This window comes from Bradyrhizobium sp. 1 (assembly GCF_023073315.1).
In the GTDB taxonomy this organism is placed as follows: Bacteria; Pseudomonadota; Alphaproteobacteria; order Rhizobiales; family Xanthobacteraceae; genus Bradyrhizobium.
The window spans coordinates 818048-839284 of the sequence record NZ_JADPJH010000033.1 but is presented as its reverse complement, the minus strand read 5'-3'; the positions used below and the strand labels follow the sequence as shown (position 1 = coordinate 839284).

The following is a 21237-nucleotide window of genomic DNA, read 5'->3' as shown; positions in this document are numbered from 1 at the left end:
CGTGAAGCTCGCAATTTTGCACGAACTCAACGCCGAGCGCGCCGCGCGCCGCCCGGCGATCCTGGTCACCGACACCGAGAACGGCGAGCAGCGCCTGGTGAAATCAGCGGATTTCGCCAAGGACCCGCTGCGCGCCGAACTCGACAAGCAGCTTCGCATGGGCAAGAGCGGCAATGTCGAGGCCGGCGGCAAGAAGCTGTTCCTCAACGTCTACGCGCCGACCGCAAAGCTCGTCATCGTCGGGGCGGTCCATATCAGCCAGGCCCTGGCGCCGCTGGCGCGTTCGCTCGGTTATGACGTCACCGTGGTCGACCCGCGCACGGCCTTTGCGAGCCCGGAGCGCTTTCCCGACATTCCCCTGGTTGCCGAATGGCCCGACACGGCGCTGCCGCCGCTCAACGTCGATGCCTACACGGCTTTCGTCGCGGTGACGCACGATCCCAAGATCGACGATCCCGCGCTGCTGCACGCTTTCGAGCGCAATTGTTTCTATATCGGCGCGCTCGGCTCGCGGAAAACGCACGCCAAGCGCGGCGACCGGCTGCGGGCGCAGGGCGCGAAGGATACCGACATCGCGCGCATCCATGCGCCAATTGGGCTCGCGATCGGCGCGGTCTCGCCGTCCGAGATCGCGGTGTCGATCATGGCCGAGATCACGGCGGTGCTTCGGCTACCGCCCAAAGAAAAAGAAGAAGCGGCATGAAATTCGGACCGGCGAGCCCCAAGGATGCGATCGGCGGGGTGACCGTCCACACCCTGCGTCAGGGTGCGCTGGTGCTGAAGAAAGGCACGACGATTGGCCCTGCCGAGGTCGATGCGCTGGAGCGCGCCGGCATCAAGGACGTCGTGGTGGTGCGGATGGAAGAGGGCGACGTCTCCGAGGACGTCGCAGCCGCCAGCATCGCGCTCGCCGTCGGCGGCGAGGGCATCCATGTCGAGCGCGCATTCACCGGCCGCGCCAATCTGTTCGCCGCGCGCCCGGGCGTGCTGGTGATCGACCGCGCCGCGGTCGACCGCATCAACAATATCGACGAGGCCATCACGTTCGCCACGCTCACCGCCTACAAGCCGGTGGTCGAGGGCGAGATGGTCGGGACCGTCAAGATCATCCCGTTCGGCGTCGAAGGAAATCTGCGCGATGCCGCGGTGATGGCGGCCGGCAAGGATGTCCTGAAGATCGCGCCTTACACGATCAAGCGCGTCGGTATCGTCTCGACGCTGCTGCCGGGCCTGTCCTCCAAGGTGGTCGACAAGACGCTGCGCGTCACGGCCGATCGGCTCGAACCGGCCGGCGCCAAGATCATCGCCGAGCGGCGGGTTCAGCACGACGAACGCGCGCTGTCGGCGGCGATCAAGGAATTGCTCGCGCTCGGCGCCGAGCTTGTGATCGTGTTCGGGGCCTCCGCGATCGCCGACCGCCGCGACGTGATCCCGGCGGCCGTGACCGAGATCGGCGGCGAGATCGAGCATTTCGGCATGCCGGTCGATCCCGGCAATCTCCTGCTGATCGCGCGCGCCGGCGGCGTGCCGGTGCTGGGCGCGCCGGGCTGCGCGCGCTCGCCAGTCGAGAACGGGTTTGATTGGGTGCTGATGCGGCTGCTCGCCGGTATCAAAGTCACGCGTTCCGAGCTGATGGGCATGGGCGTCGGCGGACTTCTCATGGAGATCGTGACGCGGCCGCAGCCGCGCGCCGAGCCGGAGATCGAGGGCAACAGCCATATCGCGGCCATCGTGCTCGCGGCGGGACGCTCGACCCGGATGGGCGGACCGAACAAGCTGCTCGCCGAGCTCGACGGCAAGAAGCTGGTGCGGATCGCGACCGAGCAGGCGCTAGCCTCGAAGGCCTCCGAGGTGATCGTCGTCACCGGTCATCAGACCGAGCTGGTCGAGCAAGCGCTGCAAGGCCTGAAGGTGCGTTTCGTCAAAAACCCGGATTTCGCCGGCGGCATCGCAAGCTCGGTCAAATCAGGCATCGCGGCCGTGTCCGAAGCTAGCGACGGCGCCGTGGTTTGTCTCGGCGACATGCCGCTGATCGACGCGGGCTTGATCGACCGTCTCATCGACGGCTTTGCGCCGGACCGCGGCAATCTCATCGTCGTGCCCGTCAGTGAAGGCCGCCGCGGCAATCCCGTGCTATGGTCACGCCGCTTCTTCAGGGAGTTGATGACGCTCGACGGCGACATCGGTGCGCGGCATTTGATTGCCAAGCACACCGAGGCGGTGGCCGAAGTGCCCGTCGACGGCGAAAGCGCGTTCCTCGACATCGACACGCCGCAGGCCTTGGAAGCGGCAAGGCGCGGATAGCGCCGTAGGGTGGGCAAAGCGAAGCGTGCCCACCAATTTTCGATAGTGGATAGATGGTGGGCACGGCGCTTCGAGCCTTTGCCCACCCTACGGCATCTCCCAAGTCGCCGATTTCAATCCCCCGTTCACCATCTGGAAACGACCACCGGCTTACAGTCACCTTCACCTGCCTTGGGGGAGGGGTTTTTCCATGACTTCGAACGTCGTCGCGCGCCGTTGCGCGATGTTTTTCTTTGTGCTGTCCGTCTGTATCGCGGGCGCCCGCCACATCACGGATGCGCATGCCGCCGGCGCCATTGCGGTTGGCAAATGCGGGGCCTATGGCCAGGCCTTCGACTACGGCGCCGAGCACGAGGCCCGGGCCGCGGCGCAGAAGCAGTGCAAGGGCGATTGCACGACCGTGACGATGAAGCGCGCCTGCGCCGCGATGTCGGTCGATCTGTCCAATCCTTGCGGCGCCTATGGCTATGCCGTCAAGCCGAAGATCTCCGCCACGCTCAACGCCGCCACGCGCGAATGCTACAAATACGGCGGCAAGGAATGCGTGATCCGCGCCTGGGCCTGCGACGCCAAGGGCTGATCCTTCGAGCGCTGATTCCTCTTGCTGTCATTCCGGGGCGATGCGTAGCATCGCAAGGAATGACAATCGGGGAATTGCATGCAGTTCGACACCAAGATCGCCGTCGTGATCCGCACTGATCTTCAGGCCTGGCAGAAGCTCAACGTCGCGGCCTTTCTCACCAGCGGCATCGCCGCTGCGTTTCCCGACTGCATAGGCGAGGCGTATGAAGATGCCTCCGGCACAAAGTATCTCTCGCTGATCGGCCAGCCGATCCTGATCTACGGCGCCGACGGTGCAGCGCTGTCCCGCGCGCTCGACCGGGCGCTGACGCGCAACGTCAAGCCGGCGGTCTATACCGAGGACATGTTCAAGACCACGCATGACGCCGCCAATCGCGAGGCGGTGAGGGCGGTGGCGCGCACTGACCTCAATCTCGTCGGCATCGCGATGCGCGCCGAGCGCAAGGTGATCGACAAAATTGTCGATGGCTTGAAGTTTCACAGTTGATGCTCGTCGCCGCTTGCGGCGGAGTTGCTGTCATCTCGCTGTCGTGATGCATTCCCTGCGCAAACATTGGGCTCCTTGACTCCAATCAAGGAGAGCCGTCCGGGTGTCGTTAGTCTGTCCTTGCAATGCAAAGGAGCAGACACATGCCGACCATGAAAGCCGCCATCGTTAGACAGTTCGGCAAGCCGCTGGTGATCGAGGACGTGCCGGTGCCGCAGCCCGGTCCCGGCGAGGTCCTCGTCAAGGTGAAAGCCTGCGGCGTCTGTCACACCGATCTGCACGCGGCCTCCGGCGACTGGCCGGTGAAGCCGGTTCCGCCTTTCATTCCCGGCCATGAGGTTGCCGGCATCGTTGCCGCGCTCGGGCCGGGCGTGAAAAATCTGAAGGTCGGCGATGCCGTCGGCGTCGCTTGGCTACATGATGCCTGCATGTCTTGCGAATATTGCGAGACTGGCTGGGAGACGCTGTGCGAGCACCAGCACAACACCGGCTACAGCGTGAATGGCGGCTTTGCCGAATATGTCATTGCTTCAGCCGCTTTCGCGGCAAAGCTGCCGGCGACGATCGATTTCGCCGCGGTTGCGCCGATCCTGTGTGCCGGCGTGACTACCTACAAGGGCCTGAAGGAGACCGAGGCGCGGCCCGGCGAGTGGGTCGTGATCTCGGGCGTCGGCGGGCTCGGCCATGTCGCGATTCAATATGCCAAGGCGATGGGGCTCAAGGTCGTCGCCCTCGATATCGCCGAGGACAAGCTTGCGCTTGCCCGCGAGACCGGCGCCGATCTCGCAGTAAACGCGCTCGCGGCCGGTTCCGTGGACAAGGTCCTGGCCGCAACTGGAGGCGGGGCTCATGGTGTGCTGGTGACGGCCGTGTCGACCGCCGCGTTCGCGCAGGCGCTGAAGATGGTACGGCGCAAGGGCACCGTCAGCCTCGTCGGCTTGCCGCCGGGCGAATTCCCGACACCGATCTTCGACGTCGTGCTCAAGCGCATCACCGTGCGCGGCTCCATCGTTGGCACCCGCAGGGATCTCGACGAGGCCATCGCATTCGCCACCGACGGCAAGGTGAAGGCCGAGGTGACCAAAGTGCCGCTCGCGGCGATCAACGACGTCTTCGAGCGGATGAAGGCCGGCAAGATCGACGGCCGCATGGTGCTGGATTTTGGCTAGCGCCTCACCCCGGCGGCATGCCTGCGAATTTCGGCAAGCTCGGGTCGAGGTGATCCCACTCATGTCCGCGCGCGGCGTAGGTCACAACCTGCGGCTTGTAGCGGGCGGGCTCGTCGAGACTTGCTGCGCGAATGGTGAAGATGTCGGGCATGGCGGCGAAGGTCAGATAGACCGGCAAGCCGCACTGCGCGCAGAAGCCGCGCGTCTTCACGTTGCCGCTGTCACCGGTCATGTCCCAATGCTTGGCTTCGCCGGTCACCGTGACGCCTTCGCGCGCGAAGGTCATGTAGGAGCCGTGGCCACTGCCGCTTTCCCGCTGGCAATCCCGGCACTGGCAGTGATTGCTGAACAGCGGCTCACTGGCAATCGCATAGCGGATCGCGCCGCAGGCGCAGCCGCCGGTAAAAGGCTTGGTCATCGAATACTCTCCTCACTCTTCGCCGCTGATTTCGTCGAGCTGGCGGACAACCTTCTTCCAGCCGCCGCTCATGACCGTGTAGGCCGACTCGTTCCTGGGCAGGACGAAGCCCGCATGAATCAGCTGAATTCGCGTGCCGGCCTCGACCGGGGTGAGGGACCACGTCACGACGGTATCGAGCGGCGCGCCGTAGCCGGTGTTGCGCGCGTCGCCGCCCTTCCAGGCGTAGACGAGGCGCCTGAAAGGCACGACTTCGACGACCCGGCAATGAATCACGCCGTCCCAGTTGCCGCCCGGTTTGGTCTGGAACGTGAAGTCCTTGCCTTCGACGGCTTCAAAGCCGGTCGGCTGCATCAGCCAGCGCGCGATCAGTTGCGCACTTGTCAGCACCTTCCAGACCGTCTCCGGCGCATGCGGGAGCACCTCGTCGATGACGATGTCTTTTGTTTCGGCTTTCAAGGCGGCTGCACTCACCGATCGATCTCCTCTAGGAGGGCACGCAGGTTCTGGAAGCGCTCACGCCAGAACACGCCGTAATGGTCCATCCAGCTCACCAGCGGTTCGAGGCCTTCAGGCGCGGCGCGGTAATAGACGTTGCGACCCTCGGCGCGCTCGGCGACGAGGCCGGCCTGCTTGAGCGATTTCAGGTGCTGCGAGATCGCGCCCTGGGTGACGCCGCTGCCGCGCGTCAGCTCGGCGACGCTGATCTCCTCGCTCCCGAACACGCGCTCGAACACGGCGCGGCGGGTCGGATCGGCGAGGGCGCGCATCACGATGGTGATGGGATTTGGGGTGACTTCGATCATGACAATTCAATTAGTGCAAGCTAATGCATTAGTCAATACTAATTAGTTTCCCGCTGCGTTTCGCTTGACTATGACTGACCAGTCAGTCATAAATTTGAAATGACCAAGAAGCCAACCAAACTCGCCGGGCCGTCCGCAACTCGGGCCAATGCGAAGGGTGCTGCGTCAGCTGGAGGCGAAGAGGCGCCCGCCTCGAATCGTGCCGCACGCGCGGCGGAGCGCCGGGCGGCGATCGTGGACGCTGCGATGGAGGAGTTCATCGCGCGCGGCTTCGCCGCGACGCGGCTCGACGACATTGCGAAGCGCGCGGGCGTCGCCAAGGGCACGATCTACCTGCACTTCAGGGATAAGGAATCGATGTTCGAGGAACTGGTGCGCACTGTGATCGTGCCGGTCGTGGCGAAGCTCAATGCGCTGCCGCCGCCGACGGGGTCGGTGCGCGACCTCGTCGAGGCCTTTGCCGGCAACTTTTTGAAAGAGGTGATCGGCACCAGGCGCGGCGATCTGGTGCGTCTGATCGTGGCGGAGGGGCCGCGCTTTCCATCCGTCGCCGATTTCTACTATCGCGAGGTGGTCTCGCGCGGGATCGCCGGCATGCGAGCGTTGATCGAGCTCGGCGTTGCGCGTGGCGAGATCCGCGAGAAGGACCTTGCGCGCTATCCGCAGATCCTGGTCGCGCCGGCGATGATCGCGGTGATCTGGCAGAGCCTGTTTGCGCGGCACGCGCCGCTCGACGCGCAGGACATGCTGCGCGTCCATCTCGATTTGATTTTTGGCGAACGGAGGACGACATGAGGTCGTCGCAAGGGATTTTTGCAATCGCATTAGCCGCCATGCTTGCAACCGGTCTTGCCGGCTGCAAGGAGAAGCGCGATCCCGGATTCCAGGGCTGGGTCGAGGCGGATATGATCTATGTCAGCCCGGACGAAGCGGGCCGGGTGACGAAGCTCAACGTCCGCGAGGGCGACGAGGTCAAGGTTGGGGATCACCTCTATTCCGTCGACGACGATCTCCAGCTTGCCGATCTCAACCAGAACAAGGCGACGCTCGCGAATGCGCAGCAGACTTATGATCGCGCAGCCTCGCTGAACAAGACCGGCTCGGGCACGCAGGCCAATCTCGATTCCGCGGTGTCCGCCTTGCGCGTCGCGGAAGCGCGGGTGGCGACGTCGGAGACGCGGATGGCGCGGCGCAAGGGTTTTGCGCCGGTGGCCGGCACCATCCAGCAGATCTATTTCCGTGAGGGCGAGATGGTGGCGGCGCAGCGGCCGGTGCTCTCGATCATGCCGCCCGGCAACATGAAGCTGCGCTTCTTCGTGCCGGAGACCGAGCTGCCCAAGCTTGCGATCGGCGACACGGTGCGGGTCGCCTGCGACAATTGCGCGGCCGATCTCACCGCAAAGATCTATTTCATCGCGACCTCGGCCGAATACACCCCGCCCGTCATCTACAGCCTCGAGGAGCGCAACAAGCTGGTCTATCTGATCCAGGCGCGGCCTTCGCGGCCCGATGCCTTGCGCGTGGGGCAGCCGATCGACGTCTATCTCAATCCCAAAACGCCGGTGGCGGACAAGCGATGAACGGGCCCTCCGGTAACGACATCGCGATCGACGTCAAGGGCCTGACCAAGTCGTTCGGCGGCCGCGAGGTCGTGCACGATTTGTCGATGCAGGTGAAGCGCGGCTCGATCTACGGCTTCCTCGGGCCGAACGGCTCTGGCAAGACCACCACCATCCGCATTCTCTGCGGTCTGCTGACGCCCGACAGCGGCGAGGGCACCTGTCTCGGCTACGACATTTTGCGCGACGCCGACAAGATCAAGCGCCAGGTTGGTTACATGACCCAGCGCTTCAGCCTGTATCAGGATCTCTCGGTCCGCGAAAACCTCGAATTCGTGGCGCGGCTGTATGGCCTTGCCAACGCGCGTGGTGCCGCGCGCGACATGATCAAGCGGCTCGGCCTCTCGGGCCGCGAGGAGCAGCTCGCCGGCGAACTCTCCGGCGGCTGGAAGCAGCGGCTGGCGTTGGGCGCGTGCACGCTGCCCAGCCCAAAGCTGCTGCTGCTGGACGAGCCGACGGCCGGCGTCGATCCCAAGGCGCGGCGCGATTTCTGGAATGAGATCCACGCGCTTGCGGCGGATGGGCTCACCGTGCTGGTCTCGACCCATTACATGGACGAGGCCGAGCGCTGTCACGAGATCGCCTATATCGCTTACGGCCATCTGCTGACGCATGGTACGGTGGAGGAGGTGATCGCGGGATCCGCGTTGTCGACCTACACCGTAACCGGCGAGAACTTGAACGAGCTTACGCCCGCGCTCACCGGCAAGCCCGGCGTGGACATGGTGGCTCCCTTCGGCACATCGCTGCACGTGTCTGGCCGCGACGTCGCGGCGCTCGAAGCCAGCATCGCGCCGTGGCGCGACAAGAGCGGCCTGCACTGGCATCAATCGGCGCCGTCGCTGGAGGACGTGTTCATCGAGTTGATGAGCCGCTCCAAGGATAATTTCCAATGAGCGCCGTCGAGCACCCCGCACAGCACGAGATCCGGGACCGCTTCGGCTTCTGGAAGCGCTCCTATGCGATGCTGATCAAGGAGTTCATCCAGCTCAAGCGCGACCGTGTCTCGTTCGCGATGATCGTGATGCTGCCCGTGATGCAGCTGCTGCTGTTCGGCTATGCCATCAACACCACGCCGCACAACCTGCCGAGCGCGGTGCTGCTCCAGGAGGATTCCGATCTCGCCCGCTCGGTGCTGAAAGCGCTGGAAAATACAAAATATTTCCGATTCCTCTACGAGGTGCACGACGTCGAGGATTTCGACAATCTGCTGAAATCCGGCAAGGTGCTGTTCGGCGTCGAAATTCCCCGCGGCTTCGAGCGGGCGGTGCGGCGCGGCGACAAGCCCGCGCTGCTGGTCGCGGCGGACGCCACTGATCCGGTCGCGGCAAGCGCCGCGCTAGGCTCGCTCGGCATGGTCGTGCAGACCGCGCTGGCGCACGATCTCTATATCGGCGATCCCCCGGAAATGCCGTTCGAGATCCGCGCGCATGCGCGCTACAATCCGGCGGCGTCCTCCAGCCTGAACATCGTGCCGGGCCTCGTCGGCACCATTCTGACCATGACGATGCTGATCTTCACCGCGCTCTCGGTCACGCGCGAGGTCGAACGCGGCACCATGGAAGCGCTGCTGTCGATGCCGATCAAGCCGGTCGAGGTGATGTTCGGCAAGATCATCCCTTACGTGCTGGTCGGTTTCGTTCAGGCCTTCCTCATCATCGGCATCGGCGTGGTCCTGTTTGGCGTGCCAATACTCGGCAATTTGTTTCTGCTGGCGCTGCTCTCGACGCTGTTCATCGCCACCAATCTGTCGATCGGCTACACCATCTCGACGGTGGTGCAGAACCAGTTGCAGGCCATGCAGATGGCGATGATGTTCTTCCTGCCGAGCATCCTGCTGTCCGGCTTCATGTTCCCGTTCGCAGGCATGCCGGCCTGGGCGCAATATGTCGGCGAATGCCTGCCCTTGACGCATTATTTGCGCATCGTCCGCGCCATCATGCTGAAGGGCGCGACGATGCAGAATCTGCGCTTCGACGCGCTGGCGCTGGCCATCCTGATGCTGCTCGCCATGACCATCGCCGTGACGCGCTTCCGCCGCACGCTGGATTGAGGCAGACTGCCCCGGAATCGAGGGGGTGGAATGGTCCGGTTTGCAAGCAGGAAGGCGCGGCAGCATGCCGCCTTGTCGGAGGATTTTGAGCGCGAGCTGACGCGGGAAGTGCTGCGCACCGAGCTGTTGCGGGTGAGGGCGTTGATCACGACGGGCTGCGTCATGATCCTGTTCCTCACCGCAACCTACCTGATCGACCCAGCCATCGTGAACCGGGTCTGGCGCGGGACTGAGGGCCTCGTCCGCGAATACGCTCTCCTGGCGGGCTTCATCCTCTTCGAGGTCTGGGTCCACAGCCAGATCAGGCGAAACCTCAGGCTCGATCGCGACCTGCCGGTGATCAGGCGCTATATCGGAGCCCTTATCGAAACGTCGCTGCCGACGATCATCCTGATCCTGCAGATTCGCAGCATGGGCGCTGGGCCCGCGCTCGGCTTCGTGCTGCCGCTGGCCTATTCCATCTTCATTATTCTATCGACGCTGCGGCTCGATTTCTGGCTGTCCACCTTCACGGGATTTGTGGCCGCAGCCGAACTCCTGGCCGTTGCGCTGTATTACAATTCGGCCAGCGAGGCCGGTGAACCCCTGATCTACTTTCACGCGGTGCGCAGCACCATCATCCTGATCTGCGGCGTGCTCGCCGGCTCCGTCGGCGCGCGGCTGCGACGACAATTTGCCGCGAGCATCGCGGCCGCCACCGCGCGTGACCGGGTGACGAACCTGTTCGGCCAGCACGTCTCGCCGCAGGTGGTCGAGCGGTTGATGGCGGAGGGGACGAGCGCAGCCGGCGACCTCCGCCGCGTCGCCGTGATGTTCGTCGATTTTCGCGGCTTCACCGCCGGCGCGCAGTCTCGCACGCCGCAGCAGGTGGTCGACCGGCTCGACGGCGCCTTCGCCGTGCTGGTCGATATCCTCGACCGCGAGGGCGGCATCGTGAACAAGTTTTTGGGCGACGGTTTTCTCGCGCTGTTCGGCGCGCCGCTGGAGGCCTCGGACGCCGCGCACCGGGCGGTTGCCGCCGGCCGCGAGATGCTGACTGCGATGGGTCGCATCAATGCGGAGACGAACTGGCCGCTGCGGATCGGCATCGGCATCCATTTCGGCGAGGTCGTCGCCGGTAATATCGGCTCGCCCCGCCGCAAGGAATACACGGTGATTGGCGACACCGTGAACTTCGCCTCGCGGCTGGAGGCGCTCAACAAGGAATTCGGCTCGCAACTCCTGATCTCCGCGGCCGTCCGTGAGGTACTTGGCGACGACGGCAAGGATGCTGTCGCGCTCGGCGAGGTCACGGTGCGCGGTTACGAGCAGAAGGTCGCCGTGTTTCAACTGGGGTGAGGGGCTGCTCGCGTTTCGTTGAAGACGCGTGATGAAATATCGCGGGGGAATGTCCGCTCTCGCACTCAGGAGGTCGAAACCTCTTGGCTTCCGTTTGTCACGCGGAGAAAATCCATGACTCGATTGCCCTTTGTTGCGGCCGTCCTGATCGCTGCAGCCGTCTACCAAACCCAGGCCGCCGCCGCCCGCGACGCTGCCCCGCGGCGCGCTCCTCCGCAGGCGACTGCGGATTGCGTGAGGGCTCCGGCGGAGGGCGCGTATGCCTCTGCGCCCTATACGCAGCCGCCCTGCATGCCGAAGACTACGAACTGACGATCAAGGGCGAGGCTGGCTGGAGAAGGCTGCCAGCCCAGCCTCGCGTCCCGCAAGGGTTCGGTATCTTAGTAGTGCTTGACTCCCTTTTCATCTAGTCATCTATATGACTAGATGAATTCAGCCCCTCGCGACGAGCGCCTGCCACGCTACCAGCTTTTGCGCGACGACCTCGCCGCGCGGATCAACCGCAATGAATGGCGGCCGGGCGAGCCGATCCCGTCGGAGGCCGAGCTGGCGGCGCATTACGGCGTTGCCATCGGCACCGTGCGCAAGGCGATCGACCAGCTCGTCAGCGACAATGTGCTGGAGCGGCAGCAGGGCCGCGGCACGTTCGTGCGCCGCGCACGCTTCAATTCCTCGCTGTTCCGTTTCTTCCGCTTCCAGTCCCAAAGCGGCGAGCGGCGCGTGCCGCAGAGCCGCATCATCAGGCGCAAGAGCGTGCCTGCAACATCCGCCGTCGCATCGGCGCTGCGTATTCCGGTCGGCGAGCTCGTGATCAGCCTGTCGCGCCTGCGTCTGATCGACGACGTGCCGTTGCTCGCCGAAGAGATCTGGCTCCAGCAATCGCGCTTCGCGCCGGTCTTGGAGATCGACACCGCCGAGTTCGGCGACCTGCTGTATCCGCTCTACGAGCAGCGCTGCGGCGAGGTCGTGGTTTCGGCCGAGGAAATATTGACGGTCGAGACCGCCAACGAGATGCAGGCGCGCCTGCTCAGGCTCGAGTCGCGTGCCCCGCTGATCGTGATCGAGCGTCTCGCGCTCGACCTCGAGCGGCGACCGATCGAATGGCGCCGTTCGCGCGGGCCGGCGGATCGCTTCCGCTACCACGCCGAGATCAGGTGAAGCGGCCTTTCAACGATACCAAGCAACAAACGCATACGGGGGTAGGAAAACATGTCGAACTGGTACAGTGAATGCTCGCCGCTTGAGAAGCGCACGTTCTGGGCAAGCTTTGGCGGCTGGGCGCTGGATGCGCTCGATGTCCAGATGTTCGGCCTTGCCATCCCCGCGCTGATCGCAGCCTTCGGCATCAGCAAGGCCGATGCCGGCCTGCTCGGTTCGGTCACGCTGTTCTTCGGCGCGTTCGGCGGCTGGATCGGCGGCGCGCTCGGCGACCGTTTTGGCCGCGTCAAGGCGCTCCAGATCACGGTCGCCACTTTCGCGCTTGCGACCTTCGCCTCTGCGTTCGCGATGACTTACACCCAGCTGCTCGTGCTCAAGGCAATCCAGGGCCTCGGCTTCGGCGCCGAATGGGCCTGCGGCGCGGTGCTGATGGCCGAGATCATCCGTCCCGAACACCGCGGCAAGGCGCTCGGCTCGGTGCAGAGCGCCTGGGCCGTGGGCTGGGGCGCAGCCGTGCTGCTGTCCGCGCTGGTCTTCACTTACGCGCCCGCCGACATCGCCTGGCGGCTGCTTTTTGCGCTGGGCCTGTTGCCCGCGCTCCTCATCGTCTTCATCCGTCGCGGCTTGAAGGAGCCGCCGCGCGCGGTGGCAGCCGACAAGACGCCGTTCTTCGCCACGCTGTCCGGAATCTTCCACCGCGACGTGCTGCGTGCGACCCTGATCGGTGGCCTGTTCGGCATCGGTGCTCATGGTGGCTACGCCGCACTCACCACCTTCCTGCCGACTTATTTGCGCGAGGTGCGGCATCTCTCCGTGCTGGGATCCAGCGGCTATCTCGCCGTGATCATCGTCGCCTTCTTCTGCGGCTGCGTCGCGAGCGGCATCATCAGCGACCGCATCGGCCGCCGTGCCAATGTCACCTTGTTCGCCGGTGCCTGCATCGTCACCGTGCTGATCTACATTTTTGCGCCGCTGACCAACGGCGAGATGCTGGTGCTCGGCTTTCCGCTCGGATTCTTCTCCGCCGGCATCCCGGCCAGCATGGCGGCGCTGTTCAGCGAGCTCTATCCGGCCGGCGTGCGCGGCACCGGTGTGGGCTTCTGCTACAATTTCGGCCGCATCGTCTCCGCCGCGTTCCCGTTCCTGGTCGGCTATCTCAGTGACCATATCGGGCTCGGGCCCGCGATCGGCATCGACGCGGCCTTTGCCTATTCGCTGGTGCTGATCGCTGTGGTGTTGTTGCCCGAAACCCGCGGCAAGGTCTTTGAACAGACCGCCGCGACGGGCGCCTGAGGCGGGATGGGGAGAAGTCACCATGACATTCGTCCCGCGCGGCCTCACGCGCCGCCAGTTTGGCGCGGGTCTCGCGTCGCTCGCCACAGTGGCTGCGACCACAGCCACGAGTGAGGCGGCCTTGCCTGTTATCGACACCCACGCCCATGTCTTTCACCGCGGCCTCAAGCTCGCACCGGGACGGCGCTATGCGCCCGACTATGACGCGCCGCTCGCGCTCTACCTGGAGCAGCTCGACCGCAACGGCATGACCAACGGCGTGCTGGTGCAGCCGAGCTTTCTCGGCACCGATAATTCGTACCTGGTCGAGTGCCTGAAACAGGCGAATGGACGCCTGCGCGGCATCGCCGTGGTCGATCTCGCCGTGTCCCCCGACGAGCTGCGCACGCTCGACCGCGCCGGGGTGGTCGGCATCCGTCTCAATCTTGTCGGTCAGCCTTTGCCGGATCTTGGCGCTGCCGAATGGAAGGCGCTGCTCGGAAACGTGAAGGCTCTCAGTTGGCAGATCGAGATCCAGCGTAACGCCTCCGATCTCGCCGTGCTCGCGCCGCAACTGCTCGATTACGGTGTCACTGTCGTGCTTGATCACTACACGCTGCCGGACCCAAAGCTCGGTATCGCTGATCCCGGCTTCCAGTCCGTGCTGAAGCTCGGCGCGACGAAGAACGTCTGGGTCAAGATCTCCGCGCCATATCGCAACGGCGCGGCCGGCGAAGATTTTGCGAAGGCGGCTTATCCGCTGCTGCGCAACGCTTACGGTCTCGACCGATTGTTGTGGGGCAGCGACTGGCCGCACACCCAGTTCGAGGTCACCCAGACTTACGAGAAAAACCGGCAGTTTCTCGACACGCTGATCGCCGATCCGGGCGAGCGTGCGCAAGTGTCGGCCTCTCCACATCAGCTCTTCCGCTTCTGACGCGCCGTCCGCGATTGCTCCGATTGCACTCAATTTTGGGGCATGACGGACGATGTCGCCGGCTTGTAGAGTGCTGCGCGATGCAGCCGATCGCGGCTGCACTTTGCGTGAAGGGAAGCGAAAGATGCAGCGCCGCTACATCACCGTCGACGTGTTCACCGACCGCGCTTTCGGCGGCAACCAGCTCGCCGTGGTGCTCGATGCCGGCGGGCTCACGACCGCGCAGATGCAGGCGATCGCGACCGAGTTCAACTATTCCGAGACCACCTTCGTGCTGCCGCCGCGCGACAAGGCCAATGACGCCGAGGTACGCATCTTCACGCCGGTAAGGGAGCTTCCCTTCGCCGGCCATCCCAATGTCGGCACGGCCTTCGTGCTGGCGAGCCTCGCGAAAGAGCCGAAGCCGCGCCTCTTGTTCGAGGAGAAAGCGGGGCTGGTTCCGGTCGATATCGTGCGGGAGCAGGGAAGGGTGGTCAGCACCGAGCTGACCGCGCCGCAGCCGCTGTCCAAGCTCGCGCAGTTTTCCGCCGAGGACGTCGCGGCCTGCATCTCCTTGACAGCTGATGACATCAAGACCGATCGCCACCTGCCACAAGTCGTCAGCGTCGGAACGCCGTTTCTGGTGGCGGAGCTGCATTCGCGCGATGCGCTCAAGCGCGCGAGGCCCGACGCCGCAGCCTTCGGCCGGGCATTGCCGCGCGACGGCGCCTTCTCGGTGTGGTTCTACACGCGTGACGTCTCCGCGTCGGAGGCGTCTTGCGACCGGCAGGCGCGGATGTTCATGCGCGGCACTGGTGGCTTTGCCGAAGACCCAGCCACCGGCAGCGCCACGGTCGCGGCCGTTTCACTGTTCGCCGATCTCGACCCCACGCGCGACCGCGAGTTGAAGCTCACGGTTGGCCAGGGCTTTGACATGGGCCGGCCGAGCATTCTGCGCACCCGCGTGCGCAAGCAGGACGGCAAGATCGTCTCTGCCCATGTCGGCGGCAACTGCGTGAAGATGATGGAAGGGACGTTCAGCCTGGCTGGGGAGGGCTAAACCTGCCGTCCCGCAAGATTCTCGACCGCGACCCCATCGCGCTCCTCGATGATCTCCGCGATCATCTGGCGGTGGCAGTGGGTGTGGTCGCGCTCATAGCAAAGCAGGCACACCGGGCCGGCCTTCATCACCAGCGCCGAGAGCTCGTCCATCTCTTCCCGCGCCTGCGGCGTCTTCAGGTGCTTTGCGTAGATCTTTTCCAGCACATCGTATTGCCCGCTGCGTGCGGCGAGGCGGCCTTCCTTCGGCGTGCCGAGCGCGGCGAGATGAACGTAAGCGATGCCGCGCTCATCGAGACCTGCGGTTAGCTGCTTCTTGGAAAAGCCGGGCCTGCGCGATGACGTCACCGCGCGCACGTCGACCACGAGCTTGACGCCGGCCTGCTCCAGCTCGTCCAGCACCGCCTTGGGCGGTGTCTGCTCATAGCCGATGGTGAAGAGCTTTTTTGCCTTTGCCATGAACCATCCTCAGCTCACCCTTGCGATCAGTTCCATGGCGCCGTGCGGCGCGCGCACCTTGCCCTCGTGGATGACGTAAGCGAACACGTCGCGCGGTTCTTTCTTCGGTTTTGTCTTCTCAACCTTCGGCAAATCGTCGGGCTCGCTGCCGTCGGCCCAGGCCTGAAGGCGCTCGGCCCAGGCGTCCAACTGCTTCGGCGGATAGCAGGTCTTGATCTCGTCATTGCCCTTCTGGAGCCGCGCATAGACGAAGTCGCTCGCGACGTCGGCAATCGCTGGATATTTGCCGTGCTCGGCGAACACGACCGGCGTCTCGAATTCGCGGATCAGCGTCACGAAATCAGGCGTGCAGAAACTATCATGACGCACTTCGACGACATGGCGCAGCGCGCGCCCCTCGAGCTTGCGCGGCAACAGCTCGAGGAACTTGCCGAAATCGGCGCCGTCGAACTTCTTGGTCGGCGCGAACTGCCACAGCACCGGCCCGAGACGGTCGCCGAGTTCCAGCACGCCGGAATCATAGAACCGCTTGATGGAATCGCCGGCTTCGGCAAGCACGCGGCGGTTGGTGGCGAAGCGCGGGCCCTTCAATGAAAACACGAAACCATCAGGCACCTCGCCCGCCCATTTGCGAAAGCTCTCCGGCTTCTGCGAGCCGTAGTAAGTGCCGTTGATCTCGATCGAGGTCAGCTTCGAAGCCGCATAGGACAGCTCCTTCGCCTGCGTCAGCTTCTCCGGATAGAACACACCGCGCCAGGGCTCAAAAGTCCAGCCGCCGACGCCGATGAAGATGTTGCCTGATTTTTTGGGCGCAGTTTTTGCTTTGGCCACGGAATGATCTCGCATCGACGGGGAGGGAGGCTTCATCCTAATCAAAGCAGATGTGATTGGCCAGTTGTCGCGTCCCGTCTAAGCTTGCAACGTTGCCCGCGAAAAGGAGGACAAGAATGCGGATTCTGATGGTGGGAGCGGCGCTCGTGATGATGACATCTGCTGCCATGATATCTTCAGCCGTGGTATCTTCGGCAATGGCCGATGACGACGATGCCAAGGGTGCGCAGAAGCTCGCCATGCAGGGCCGCGACGATTACTGGCATTGCCTGGCACGGGAATATTCGCGCGACTCTAATCAGGGCATGACGGAACAGGATTTCGGTCGCTCGGTCGCCGGCGCCTGTCCGTCGGAGCGGCAATATTACCGGGTGGCCTTGCTCGACTATCTCACCACGCAATATCCGACCATCGAAGGCGGCGCCCATCTCGCTACCGCGAACAGGGCCGTGGAAGCAGCGCAGAAGGATATCGTGACGGCCTTCGTCAAGCACCGGCCGCCAGCAAAATAGCCCCATGAGAAGTTGCGGTCCCGTGGCCCTTCCGGCTGCGCGTTCATCCGTGGTATCACTGGCCGCATCTGGAACAGGGATGGGCTTGCATGTCGTCTGAGTCGGTAGGTGGCATTCTGGGCGCGATCGTCGCGGCGGTCGTGCTTGCGGCCGCCGTTGTCCTCGGGCCGATCGGTCAGTACGGCAAGCCGGCCAGGCCGGCAAAGGCCGAGCCGGCCACTGCTGCGGCGCCAGCAGCCCCGGTCGCGCCCGCGCCGCGCGGCCCGGTGATCAAGGAAGTCCCGAACTAGCAAAGGGACCGAAAAAGGCGTCTTTTGACCCCTTGCAAAGCGGTTTTGCCGTCCCTATCTAGCTTCTAACGGCGACGTTGAGCGAAAACTCCGGCGCTGGAACGACCTTGGAATAGCTTGGGCTGCGCCGGATGTACGCGCGGTCCACCATTCCGGGGTCGTTGGCATTTTGGGGCCCCTTTGCGGCCCGCTCCCCAAGAGAAAACCCCGGCTCTTAGCTCAAGAACTTGGCAGCGCAGGACGCGGCGGATATACGCTGCCGTCATGAATGAAGCGATCAAACCGGGTGCCGACAATCCGCCGCAGGCCCAAAATCAGGCCCAAGAGGGACCGGAACTGTCGGTCATCGTCCCGACCTTCAACGAGCGCGACAACGTCACGGTGCTGTACCGGCGGCTGGAGGCGACACTCGCGAACGTCGCCTGGGAAGTGGTGTTCGTCGACGACAATTCGCCCGACGGCACCTGGGACGTCGTGCGCGCGCTGGCGCAGCAGGACAGCCGCGTACGCTGTGTCCGCCGCATCGGCCGCCGCGGCCTGTCGGGTGCCTGCATCGAGGGCATCCTGGCCTCGAGCGCGCCCTTTGTGGCCGTGATCGACGCCGACCTCCAGCACGACGAGACGCAGCTGCCGAAGATGCTGCTGCTGCTCGCAAGCGACGAGGCCGATCTCGTGGTCGGTAGCCGCTACATCGAGGGCTACAAGACCGAAGGCTTCAACAAGCAGCGCGCCGGCGCCAGCGCGCTGGCGACCGAGTTCGCCAGGAAGATGCTGCGGGTCGAGATCGCCGATCCCATGAGTGGCTTCTTCATGGTTCGCCGCGACCGTTTCGAGCAGCTCGCGCCGAAATTGTCGGTGCACGGCTTCAAGATCCTGCTCGACCTCGTCGCCAGCTCGAACGGCACCTTGCGAGCCGTCGAAATCCCCTACACGTTCGGTGAGCGCCAACACGGCGAGAGCAAGCTCGATTCCATGGTCGCACTGGACTTTCTCGGGCTGGTGCTGGCGAAGTTCACCAACGATGCCATCTCGCTGCGCTTCGTCCTGTTCGCGATGGTCGGCGGCATCGGCCTCGTGGTGCATCTGACCACGCTGTTCATTGCACTTCAGATCTTCAAGGCGCCGTTCGCGGAGGCGCAGGCTGCGGGCGCGCTCGTTGCCATGACCGGCAACTTCATCCTCAACAACTTCCTCACCTATCGCGACCAGCGGCTGAAGGGTTTTGGGCTGCTGCGCGGCCTGATCGCGTTCTACATCGTGTGCAGCGTCGGGCTGCTCGCCAATGTCGGCGTCGCCTTCTCGGTCTACGACCAGGAGCCGATCTGGTGGCTGGCCGGCCTGGCCGGTGCGCTGATGGGCGTGGTGTGGAACTACGCGATGTCCGGACTGTTCGTCTGGCGCAAGAAATAGCGCGAGATGGGCGGGGCTGACGCGCGGATCGTCCGCAACACCGCGCTGGTGATCCTCGCGCTGGTCGCCTTGCGGCTGGTCGCGGCCGCGTTCACGCCTATTACCTTCGACGAAGCCTATTACTGGATGTGGTCGAAGAATCTCGCGGGCGGTTATTACGACCACCCGCCGATGGTCGCCTACGTCATCCGCGCCGGCACCATGATTGCGGGCGACACCGAGCTCGGCGTCCGCCTCGTCTCGATCCTGCTCGCGCTGCCGATGAGCTATGCGATCTATCGCTCCGCCGCGATTCTGTTCGGCGGAGCGCGGGTGGCGGCGACCAGCGCCATCCTGCTCAACGTGACTATGATGGCCTCCGTCGGAACGCTGATCGTGACGCCCGATGCGCCGTTGCTGGTTGCCTCCAGCTTCGTGCTGTTCTTCCTCGCAAAGGTCCTGGAGACCGGGCGTGGCGCTTGGTGGCTCGCGGTCGGCGTCGCTGTCGGCGCGGCGCTGCTGTCGAAATACACCGCGATGTTCTTCGGGCCGGCGATCCTGATCTGGCTCGCGGCGGTGCCAAAGCTGCGGCGCTGGTTCCTCTCGCCCTGGCCCTATCTCGGCGGCCTCGTTGCGCTGGCGCTGTTCTCGCCGGTGATCCTCTGGAATGCGGATCACCAATGGGTTTCGTTCGTCAAGCAGCTCGGCCGCGCCAGAATCGAAGACTTCCGTCCCGTCTTCATCGCCGAGCTGATCCCGACCCAGATCGCGTTCGCGACCCCGCTGGTCTTCATCCTCGGCGCGATGGGCCTGCACGCGCTGACCTGGCGCCGGGCCGGCGCGCTGGCCTCGCGTGTGCTGATCGAGACGATGTTCTGGACCATCGTCGCCTATTTCGTCTGGCATTCGCTTCATGCTCGCGTCGAGGCCAACTGGTTTGCGCCGGTCTACCCGCCCTTCGTCATTGCGGCTGCGGCCGCGGCCAATCTCGTGCAGTGGAAGCCGCGCGCGCGGCGCATGGTTGACTTTTGCCTGCGCTGGGCTGCACCCACGGGAATCGTGATGTTTGCCGCCCTCATCGTGCAGGCCAATACGGGCTGGCTGTCGGGCTATCGCCGCGATGCCACGGTGCGCAGCGTCGGCGTCGGCTGGCGCGAGCTCGCTGCGGGAATCGAAGCCGCGCGCGCGCGCAACGGCGCGACCTGCGTGCTGGCGCCGGATTATGGCACCACGGGCTGGCTTGCCTTCTACTTGCCGCGCGGCACCTGCGTCGTACAGCAGAACCAGCGCATCCGCTGGGTCAACATGCCCGAGCCCGATCCGAAGTTGCTCGCCAGCAAGCTGATCTATGTCGACGAGCTGCAGCCCGACCGCCATCCCGCCGTCCACGACCTCTTCGCGAAGGTGACGCAGGTCGCGCAATTGCAGCGCAAGCGCGGTCCGCTCGTCGTCGAAACCTACGGCATCGATCTGCTGGAAGGCGCCAAGGGCGACGTGCTCGACCACTCGCCACCGCCTGAACTTGTGCCTTGAGCGATCACAATATCTTGCCGTTCAGCGACAGCTCCTTGATCCTCTTGTCCCAATCGATCAGAGAACGGTACCATCCCAGTGTATGGGTTGTGGGATCGTCGCCACTCACCGTGCCCCGCTCCAGAGCCTGCTTTATCTCCACGATACCTTCGTGCACGCGCGAGGATGGATCGAACTTCAGGCGTTGGATGATCTTGGCAAAAGACAAATTGTAGGTTCGTTTGTCCGTCGCATCCGGGATCGTGTGCGTGACGATGTTCGGGATGATGTCTTTGACGAAGTTTGCGAGCTGTTTGATTTGATAATTGAGATCGTCGCTGCCGACGTTGAAAGTTTCGCCGGACACGACCGACGCTTCGCTCTCGATGCTCATCATCAGGGCGCGGCAGACGTCATGAACGTGGATGAACGGCCGCCACTGCTCGCCGCCTCCCATGACGTAGATAACGCGCTCTTTCCAGGCGCGTAGAGTCATGACGTTGATGGCGAGGTCGAAGCGCATGCGCGGAGCAAGGCCGAACACGGTGCTGTTGCGTAGTATGACTGTTTCGAACGTGTCGCTTTGCAGCTTACGCAGCTCGTCCTCGACATGAAGCTTGCTTTCGGCATACAGCGTCTGTGGGCGACAGGCTGAATGCTCGTTGAGCGCCACTTCCTGGCCGTGGCCGTAGACCGATGCTGAACTCGAATAGACGTAGCGGCGAACGCCGGCCCGTTTGGCCGCGCGAGCCAGACGAACGCCGCCCTGATGGTTGATCGAGACCGTTAGTTCAGGATCAATCTCGGCGGAGGCGTCGTTGCTCAGTCCGGCCAGATCGATGACGGCGTCCATGCCTTCGAATTGCTGAGGGTCCACGGTGCGGATATCGTCGACCAGCATCTTGATATTCGGGTGGGATGCCGCCTGCATGAATCGATCCCGACCGAAAAAGCATCGGTCGAGCGCAGTCACCGAATAACCCTTTTGGGCGAGCATCTGGCATAGGGGAATGCCGATATAGCCACCCGCTCCAGCCACGAGAATTTTCTGCATGTCCTAAAC

24 protein-coding genes are annotated in these 21237 nt (G+C 64.2%); 18 read left to right on the top strand and 6 right to left on the bottom strand.

What is annotated here, in order from left to right; genetic code table 11:
* The first annotated feature begins 1 nt into the window (after nucleotide 1).
* From IVB29_RS29040 to adhP, 5 genes are all read left to right on the top strand, one after another.
* Nucleotides 2-703, top strand: coding sequence for an XdhC family protein (locus IVB29_RS29040; RefSeq protein ID WP_247506809.1), 702 nt, complete (start codon nucleotides 2-4; stop codon nucleotides 701-703).
* On the top strand, nucleotides 700-2304 hold the full coding sequence (locus IVB29_RS29035) for a molybdopterin-binding/glycosyltransferase family 2 protein (RefSeq protein ID WP_247506808.1): 1605 nt from the start codon (nucleotides 700-702) through the stop codon (nucleotides 2302-2304). The genes IVB29_RS29040 and IVB29_RS29035 overlap by 4 nt, the downstream gene beginning before the upstream one ends.
* 190 nt (nucleotides 2305-2494) lie before the next feature.
* Complete coding sequence (locus tag IVB29_RS29030) at nucleotides 2495-2884, top strand: DUF4189 domain-containing protein (protein ID WP_247506807.1); 390 nt, start codon at nucleotides 2495-2497, stop codon at nucleotides 2882-2884.
* Nucleotides 2885-2962: 78 nt separating this feature from the next.
* Nucleotides 2963-3373, top strand: coding sequence for a DUF2000 family protein (locus tag IVB29_RS29025; RefSeq protein WP_247506806.1), 411 nt, complete (start codon nucleotides 2963-2965; stop codon nucleotides 3371-3373).
* A gap of 143 nt (nucleotides 3374-3516) precedes the next feature.
* A complete protein-coding gene (gene adhP / locus IVB29_RS29020) occupies nucleotides 3517-4542 on the top strand; it encodes an alcohol dehydrogenase AdhP (RefSeq protein ID WP_247506805.1) in 1026 nt (341 codons plus the stop codon).
* A 4-nt stretch (nucleotides 4543-4546) separates the two neighbouring features.
* On the opposite strand, the gene IVB29_RS29015 is transcribed toward adhP, so the two are convergent.
* Genes IVB29_RS29015 through IVB29_RS29005 form a run of 3 tightly spaced genes read right to left on the bottom strand, consistent with a single transcriptional unit; the run spans nucleotide 4547 to nucleotide 5766 of the window.
* Entirely contained in the window at nucleotides 4547-4960 is a 414-nt protein-coding gene (locus tag IVB29_RS29015; protein ID WP_247506804.1) for a GFA family protein, read from the bottom strand.
* Between the two features lie 12 nt (nucleotides 4961-4972).
* Nucleotides 4973-5434, bottom strand: a complete 462-nt coding sequence (locus tag IVB29_RS29010) for an SRPBCC domain-containing protein (RefSeq protein WP_247506803.1) — start codon at nucleotides 5432-5434, stop codon at nucleotides 4973-4975.
* Nucleotides 5431-5766 (bottom strand): metalloregulator ArsR/SmtB family transcription factor, encoded by a 336-nt coding sequence (locus IVB29_RS29005; protein WP_247506802.1) that lies wholly within the window; start codon nucleotides 5764-5766, stop codon nucleotides 5431-5433. The genes IVB29_RS29010 and IVB29_RS29005 overlap by 4 nt, the downstream gene beginning before the upstream one ends.
* A gap of 99 nt (nucleotides 5767-5865) precedes the next feature.
* On the opposite strand from IVB29_RS29005, the gene IVB29_RS29000 reads away from it, so the two are divergent.
* From IVB29_RS29000 to IVB29_RS28955, 9 genes are all read left to right on the top strand, one after another.
* A complete protein-coding gene (locus tag IVB29_RS29000; RefSeq protein WP_247506801.1) occupies nucleotides 5866-6561 on the top strand; it encodes a TetR/AcrR family transcriptional regulator in 696 nt (231 codons plus the stop codon).
* Nucleotides 6558-7346 carry an efflux RND transporter periplasmic adaptor subunit gene (locus IVB29_RS28995; RefSeq protein ID WP_247506800.1) on the top strand — a complete coding sequence of 263 codons (789 nt, stop codon included), beginning with the start codon at nucleotides 6558-6560 and terminating at the stop codon, nucleotides 7344-7346. Before IVB29_RS29000 ends, IVB29_RS28995 begins: the two co-directional genes overlap by 4 nt.
* Nucleotides 7343-8281: an ABC transporter ATP-binding protein gene (locus IVB29_RS28990; RefSeq protein ID WP_247506799.1), complete on the top strand. Its 939-nt coding sequence runs from the start codon at nucleotides 7343-7345 to the stop codon at nucleotides 8279-8281. Before IVB29_RS28995 ends, IVB29_RS28990 begins: the two co-directional genes overlap by 4 nt.
* A complete protein-coding gene (locus IVB29_RS28985) occupies nucleotides 8278-9438 on the top strand; it encodes an ABC transporter permease (RefSeq protein WP_247506798.1) in 1161 nt (386 codons plus the stop codon). The genes IVB29_RS28990 and IVB29_RS28985 overlap by 4 nt, the downstream gene beginning before the upstream one ends.
* A gap of 30 nt (nucleotides 9439-9468) precedes the next feature.
* A complete protein-coding gene (locus tag IVB29_RS28980; RefSeq protein WP_247506797.1) occupies nucleotides 9469-10776 on the top strand; it encodes an adenylate/guanylate cyclase domain-containing protein in 1308 nt (435 codons plus the stop codon).
* Nucleotides 10777-11202: 426 nt separating this feature from the next.
* Nucleotides 11203-11934 carry a GntR family transcriptional regulator gene (locus tag IVB29_RS28970; protein ID WP_247506795.1) on the top strand — a complete coding sequence of 244 codons (732 nt, stop codon included), beginning with the start codon at nucleotides 11203-11205 and terminating at the stop codon, nucleotides 11932-11934.
* A gap of 51 nt (nucleotides 11935-11985) precedes the next feature.
* Nucleotides 11986-13227 carry an MFS transporter gene (locus IVB29_RS28965; protein WP_247506794.1) on the top strand — a complete coding sequence of 414 codons (1242 nt, stop codon included), beginning with the start codon at nucleotides 11986-11988 and terminating at the stop codon, nucleotides 13225-13227.
* Between the two features lie 22 nt (nucleotides 13228-13249).
* On the top strand, nucleotides 13250-14143 hold the full coding sequence (locus tag IVB29_RS28960) for an amidohydrolase family protein (RefSeq protein WP_247506793.1): 894 nt from the start codon (nucleotides 13250-13252) through the stop codon (nucleotides 14141-14143).
* Nucleotides 14144-14267: 124 nt separating this feature from the next.
* A complete protein-coding gene (locus tag IVB29_RS28955) occupies nucleotides 14268-15182 on the top strand; it encodes a PhzF family phenazine biosynthesis protein (protein ID WP_247506792.1) in 915 nt (304 codons plus the stop codon).
* Here IVB29_RS28955 and IVB29_RS28950 read toward each other — a convergent pair.
* Together IVB29_RS28950 and IVB29_RS28945 are read right to left on the bottom strand one after the other, a co-directional pair.
* Nucleotides 15179-15640: a DUF488 domain-containing protein gene (locus IVB29_RS28950; protein WP_247506791.1), complete on the bottom strand. Its 462-nt coding sequence runs from the start codon at nucleotides 15638-15640 to the stop codon at nucleotides 15179-15181. The genes IVB29_RS28955 and IVB29_RS28950 overlap by 4 nt on opposite strands.
* Before the next feature lie 9 nt (nucleotides 15641-15649).
* Complete coding sequence (locus tag IVB29_RS28945) at nucleotides 15650-16486, bottom strand: DUF72 domain-containing protein (RefSeq protein WP_247506790.1); 837 nt, start codon at nucleotides 16484-16486, stop codon at nucleotides 15650-15652.
* Nucleotides 16487-16587: 101 nt separating this feature from the next.
* Between IVB29_RS28945 and IVB29_RS28940 the strand changes: the two genes are divergently transcribed.
* The 4 genes from IVB29_RS28940 (at nucleotide 16588) to IVB29_RS28925 (ending at nucleotide 20195) form a co-directional block, all read left to right on the top strand.
* Nucleotides 16588-16983 (top strand): hypothetical protein, encoded by a 396-nt coding sequence (locus IVB29_RS28940; protein ID WP_247506789.1) that lies wholly within the window; start codon nucleotides 16588-16590, stop codon nucleotides 16981-16983.
* Nucleotides 16984-17072: 89 nt separating this feature from the next.
* Entirely contained in the window at nucleotides 17073-17273 is a 201-nt protein-coding gene (locus tag IVB29_RS28935; RefSeq protein ID WP_247506788.1) for a hypothetical protein, read from the top strand.
* Between the two features lie 264 nt (nucleotides 17274-17537).
* Nucleotides 17538-18683: a glycosyltransferase family 2 protein gene (locus tag IVB29_RS28930; RefSeq protein WP_247506787.1), complete on the top strand. Its 1146-nt coding sequence runs from the start codon at nucleotides 17538-17540 to the stop codon at nucleotides 18681-18683.
* A gap of 6 nt (nucleotides 18684-18689) precedes the next feature.
* Nucleotides 18690-20195: a glycosyltransferase family 39 protein gene (locus IVB29_RS28925; protein ID WP_247506786.1), complete on the top strand. Its 1506-nt coding sequence runs from the start codon at nucleotides 18690-18692 to the stop codon at nucleotides 20193-20195.
* A 4-nt stretch (nucleotides 20196-20199) separates the two neighbouring features.
* Here the strand turns inward: IVB29_RS28925 and IVB29_RS28920 are convergent, their stop codons facing one another.
* Nucleotides 20200-21228, bottom strand: coding sequence for an SDR family oxidoreductase (locus IVB29_RS28920; protein ID WP_247506785.1), 1029 nt, complete (start codon nucleotides 21226-21228; stop codon nucleotides 20200-20202).
* Between the last annotated feature and the right edge of the window lie 9 nt (nucleotides 21229-21237).

Excerpts from the sequence above, each read along its gene's own strand:
- IVB29_RS28925 (WP_247506786.1), top strand. The coding sequence starts at position 18,690 with ATGGGCGGGGCTGACGCGCGGATCGTCCGCAACACCGCGCTGGTGATC.
- IVB29_RS28945 (WP_247506790.1), bottom strand. The coding sequence starts at position 16,486 with ATGCGAGATCATTCCGTGGCCAAAGCAAAAACTGCGCCCAAAAAATCA.
- IVB29_RS28960 (WP_247506793.1), top strand. The coding sequence starts at position 13,250 with ATGACATTCGTCCCGCGCGGCCTCACGCGCCGCCAGTTTGGCGCGGGT.
- IVB29_RS28935 (WP_247506788.1), top strand. The coding sequence starts at position 17,073 with ATGTCGTCTGAGTCGGTAGGTGGCATTCTGGGCGCGATCGTCGCGGCG.
- IVB29_RS28930 (WP_247506787.1), top strand. The coding sequence starts at position 17,538 with ATGAATGAAGCGATCAAACCGGGTGCCGACAATCCGCCGCAGGCCCAA.
- IVB29_RS28990 (WP_247506799.1), top strand. The coding sequence starts at position 7,343 with ATGAACGGGCCCTCCGGTAACGACATCGCGATCGACGTCAAGGGCCTG.
- IVB29_RS28955 (WP_247506792.1), top strand. The coding sequence starts at position 14,268 with ATGCAGCGCCGCTACATCACCGTCGACGTGTTCACCGACCGCGCTTTC.
- IVB29_RS29005 (WP_247506802.1), bottom strand. The coding sequence starts at position 5,766 with ATGATCGAAGTCACCCCAAATCCCATCACCATCGTGATGCGCGCCCTC.
- IVB29_RS28940 (WP_247506789.1), top strand. The coding sequence starts at position 16,588 with ATGCGGATTCTGATGGTGGGAGCGGCGCTCGTGATGATGACATCTGCT.
- IVB29_RS28920 (WP_247506785.1), bottom strand. The coding sequence starts at position 21,228 with ATGCAGAAAATTCTCGTGGCTGGAGCGGGTGGCTATATCGGCATTCCC.
- IVB29_RS29015 (WP_247506804.1), bottom strand. The coding sequence starts at position 4,960 with ATGACCAAGCCTTTTACCGGCGGCTGCGCCTGCGGCGCGATCCGCTAT.
- IVB29_RS28995 (WP_247506800.1), top strand. The coding sequence starts at position 6,558 with ATGAGGTCGTCGCAAGGGATTTTTGCAATCGCATTAGCCGCCATGCTT.
- IVB29_RS29030 (WP_247506807.1), top strand. The coding sequence starts at position 2,495 with ATGACTTCGAACGTCGTCGCGCGCCGTTGCGCGATGTTTTTCTTTGTG.
- IVB29_RS28950 (WP_247506791.1), bottom strand. The coding sequence starts at position 15,640 with ATGGCAAAGGCAAAAAAGCTCTTCACCATCGGCTATGAGCAGACACCG.
- IVB29_RS28965 (WP_247506794.1), top strand. The coding sequence starts at position 11,986 with ATGTCGAACTGGTACAGTGAATGCTCGCCGCTTGAGAAGCGCACGTTC.
- IVB29_RS28985 (WP_247506798.1), top strand. The coding sequence starts at position 8,278 with ATGAGCGCCGTCGAGCACCCCGCACAGCACGAGATCCGGGACCGCTTC.
- IVB29_RS28970 (WP_247506795.1), top strand. The coding sequence starts at position 11,203 with ATGAATTCAGCCCCTCGCGACGAGCGCCTGCCACGCTACCAGCTTTTG.
- IVB29_RS29000 (WP_247506801.1), top strand. The coding sequence starts at position 5,866 with ATGACCAAGAAGCCAACCAAACTCGCCGGGCCGTCCGCAACTCGGGCC.
- IVB29_RS28980 (WP_247506797.1), top strand. The coding sequence starts at position 9,469 with ATGGTCCGGTTTGCAAGCAGGAAGGCGCGGCAGCATGCCGCCTTGTCG.
- adhP (WP_247506805.1), top strand. The coding sequence starts at position 3,517 with ATGCCGACCATGAAAGCCGCCATCGTTAGACAGTTCGGCAAGCCGCTG.
- IVB29_RS29035 (WP_247506808.1), top strand. The coding sequence starts at position 700 with ATGAAATTCGGACCGGCGAGCCCCAAGGATGCGATCGGCGGGGTGACC.
- IVB29_RS29025 (WP_247506806.1), top strand. The coding sequence starts at position 2,963 with ATGCAGTTCGACACCAAGATCGCCGTCGTGATCCGCACTGATCTTCAG.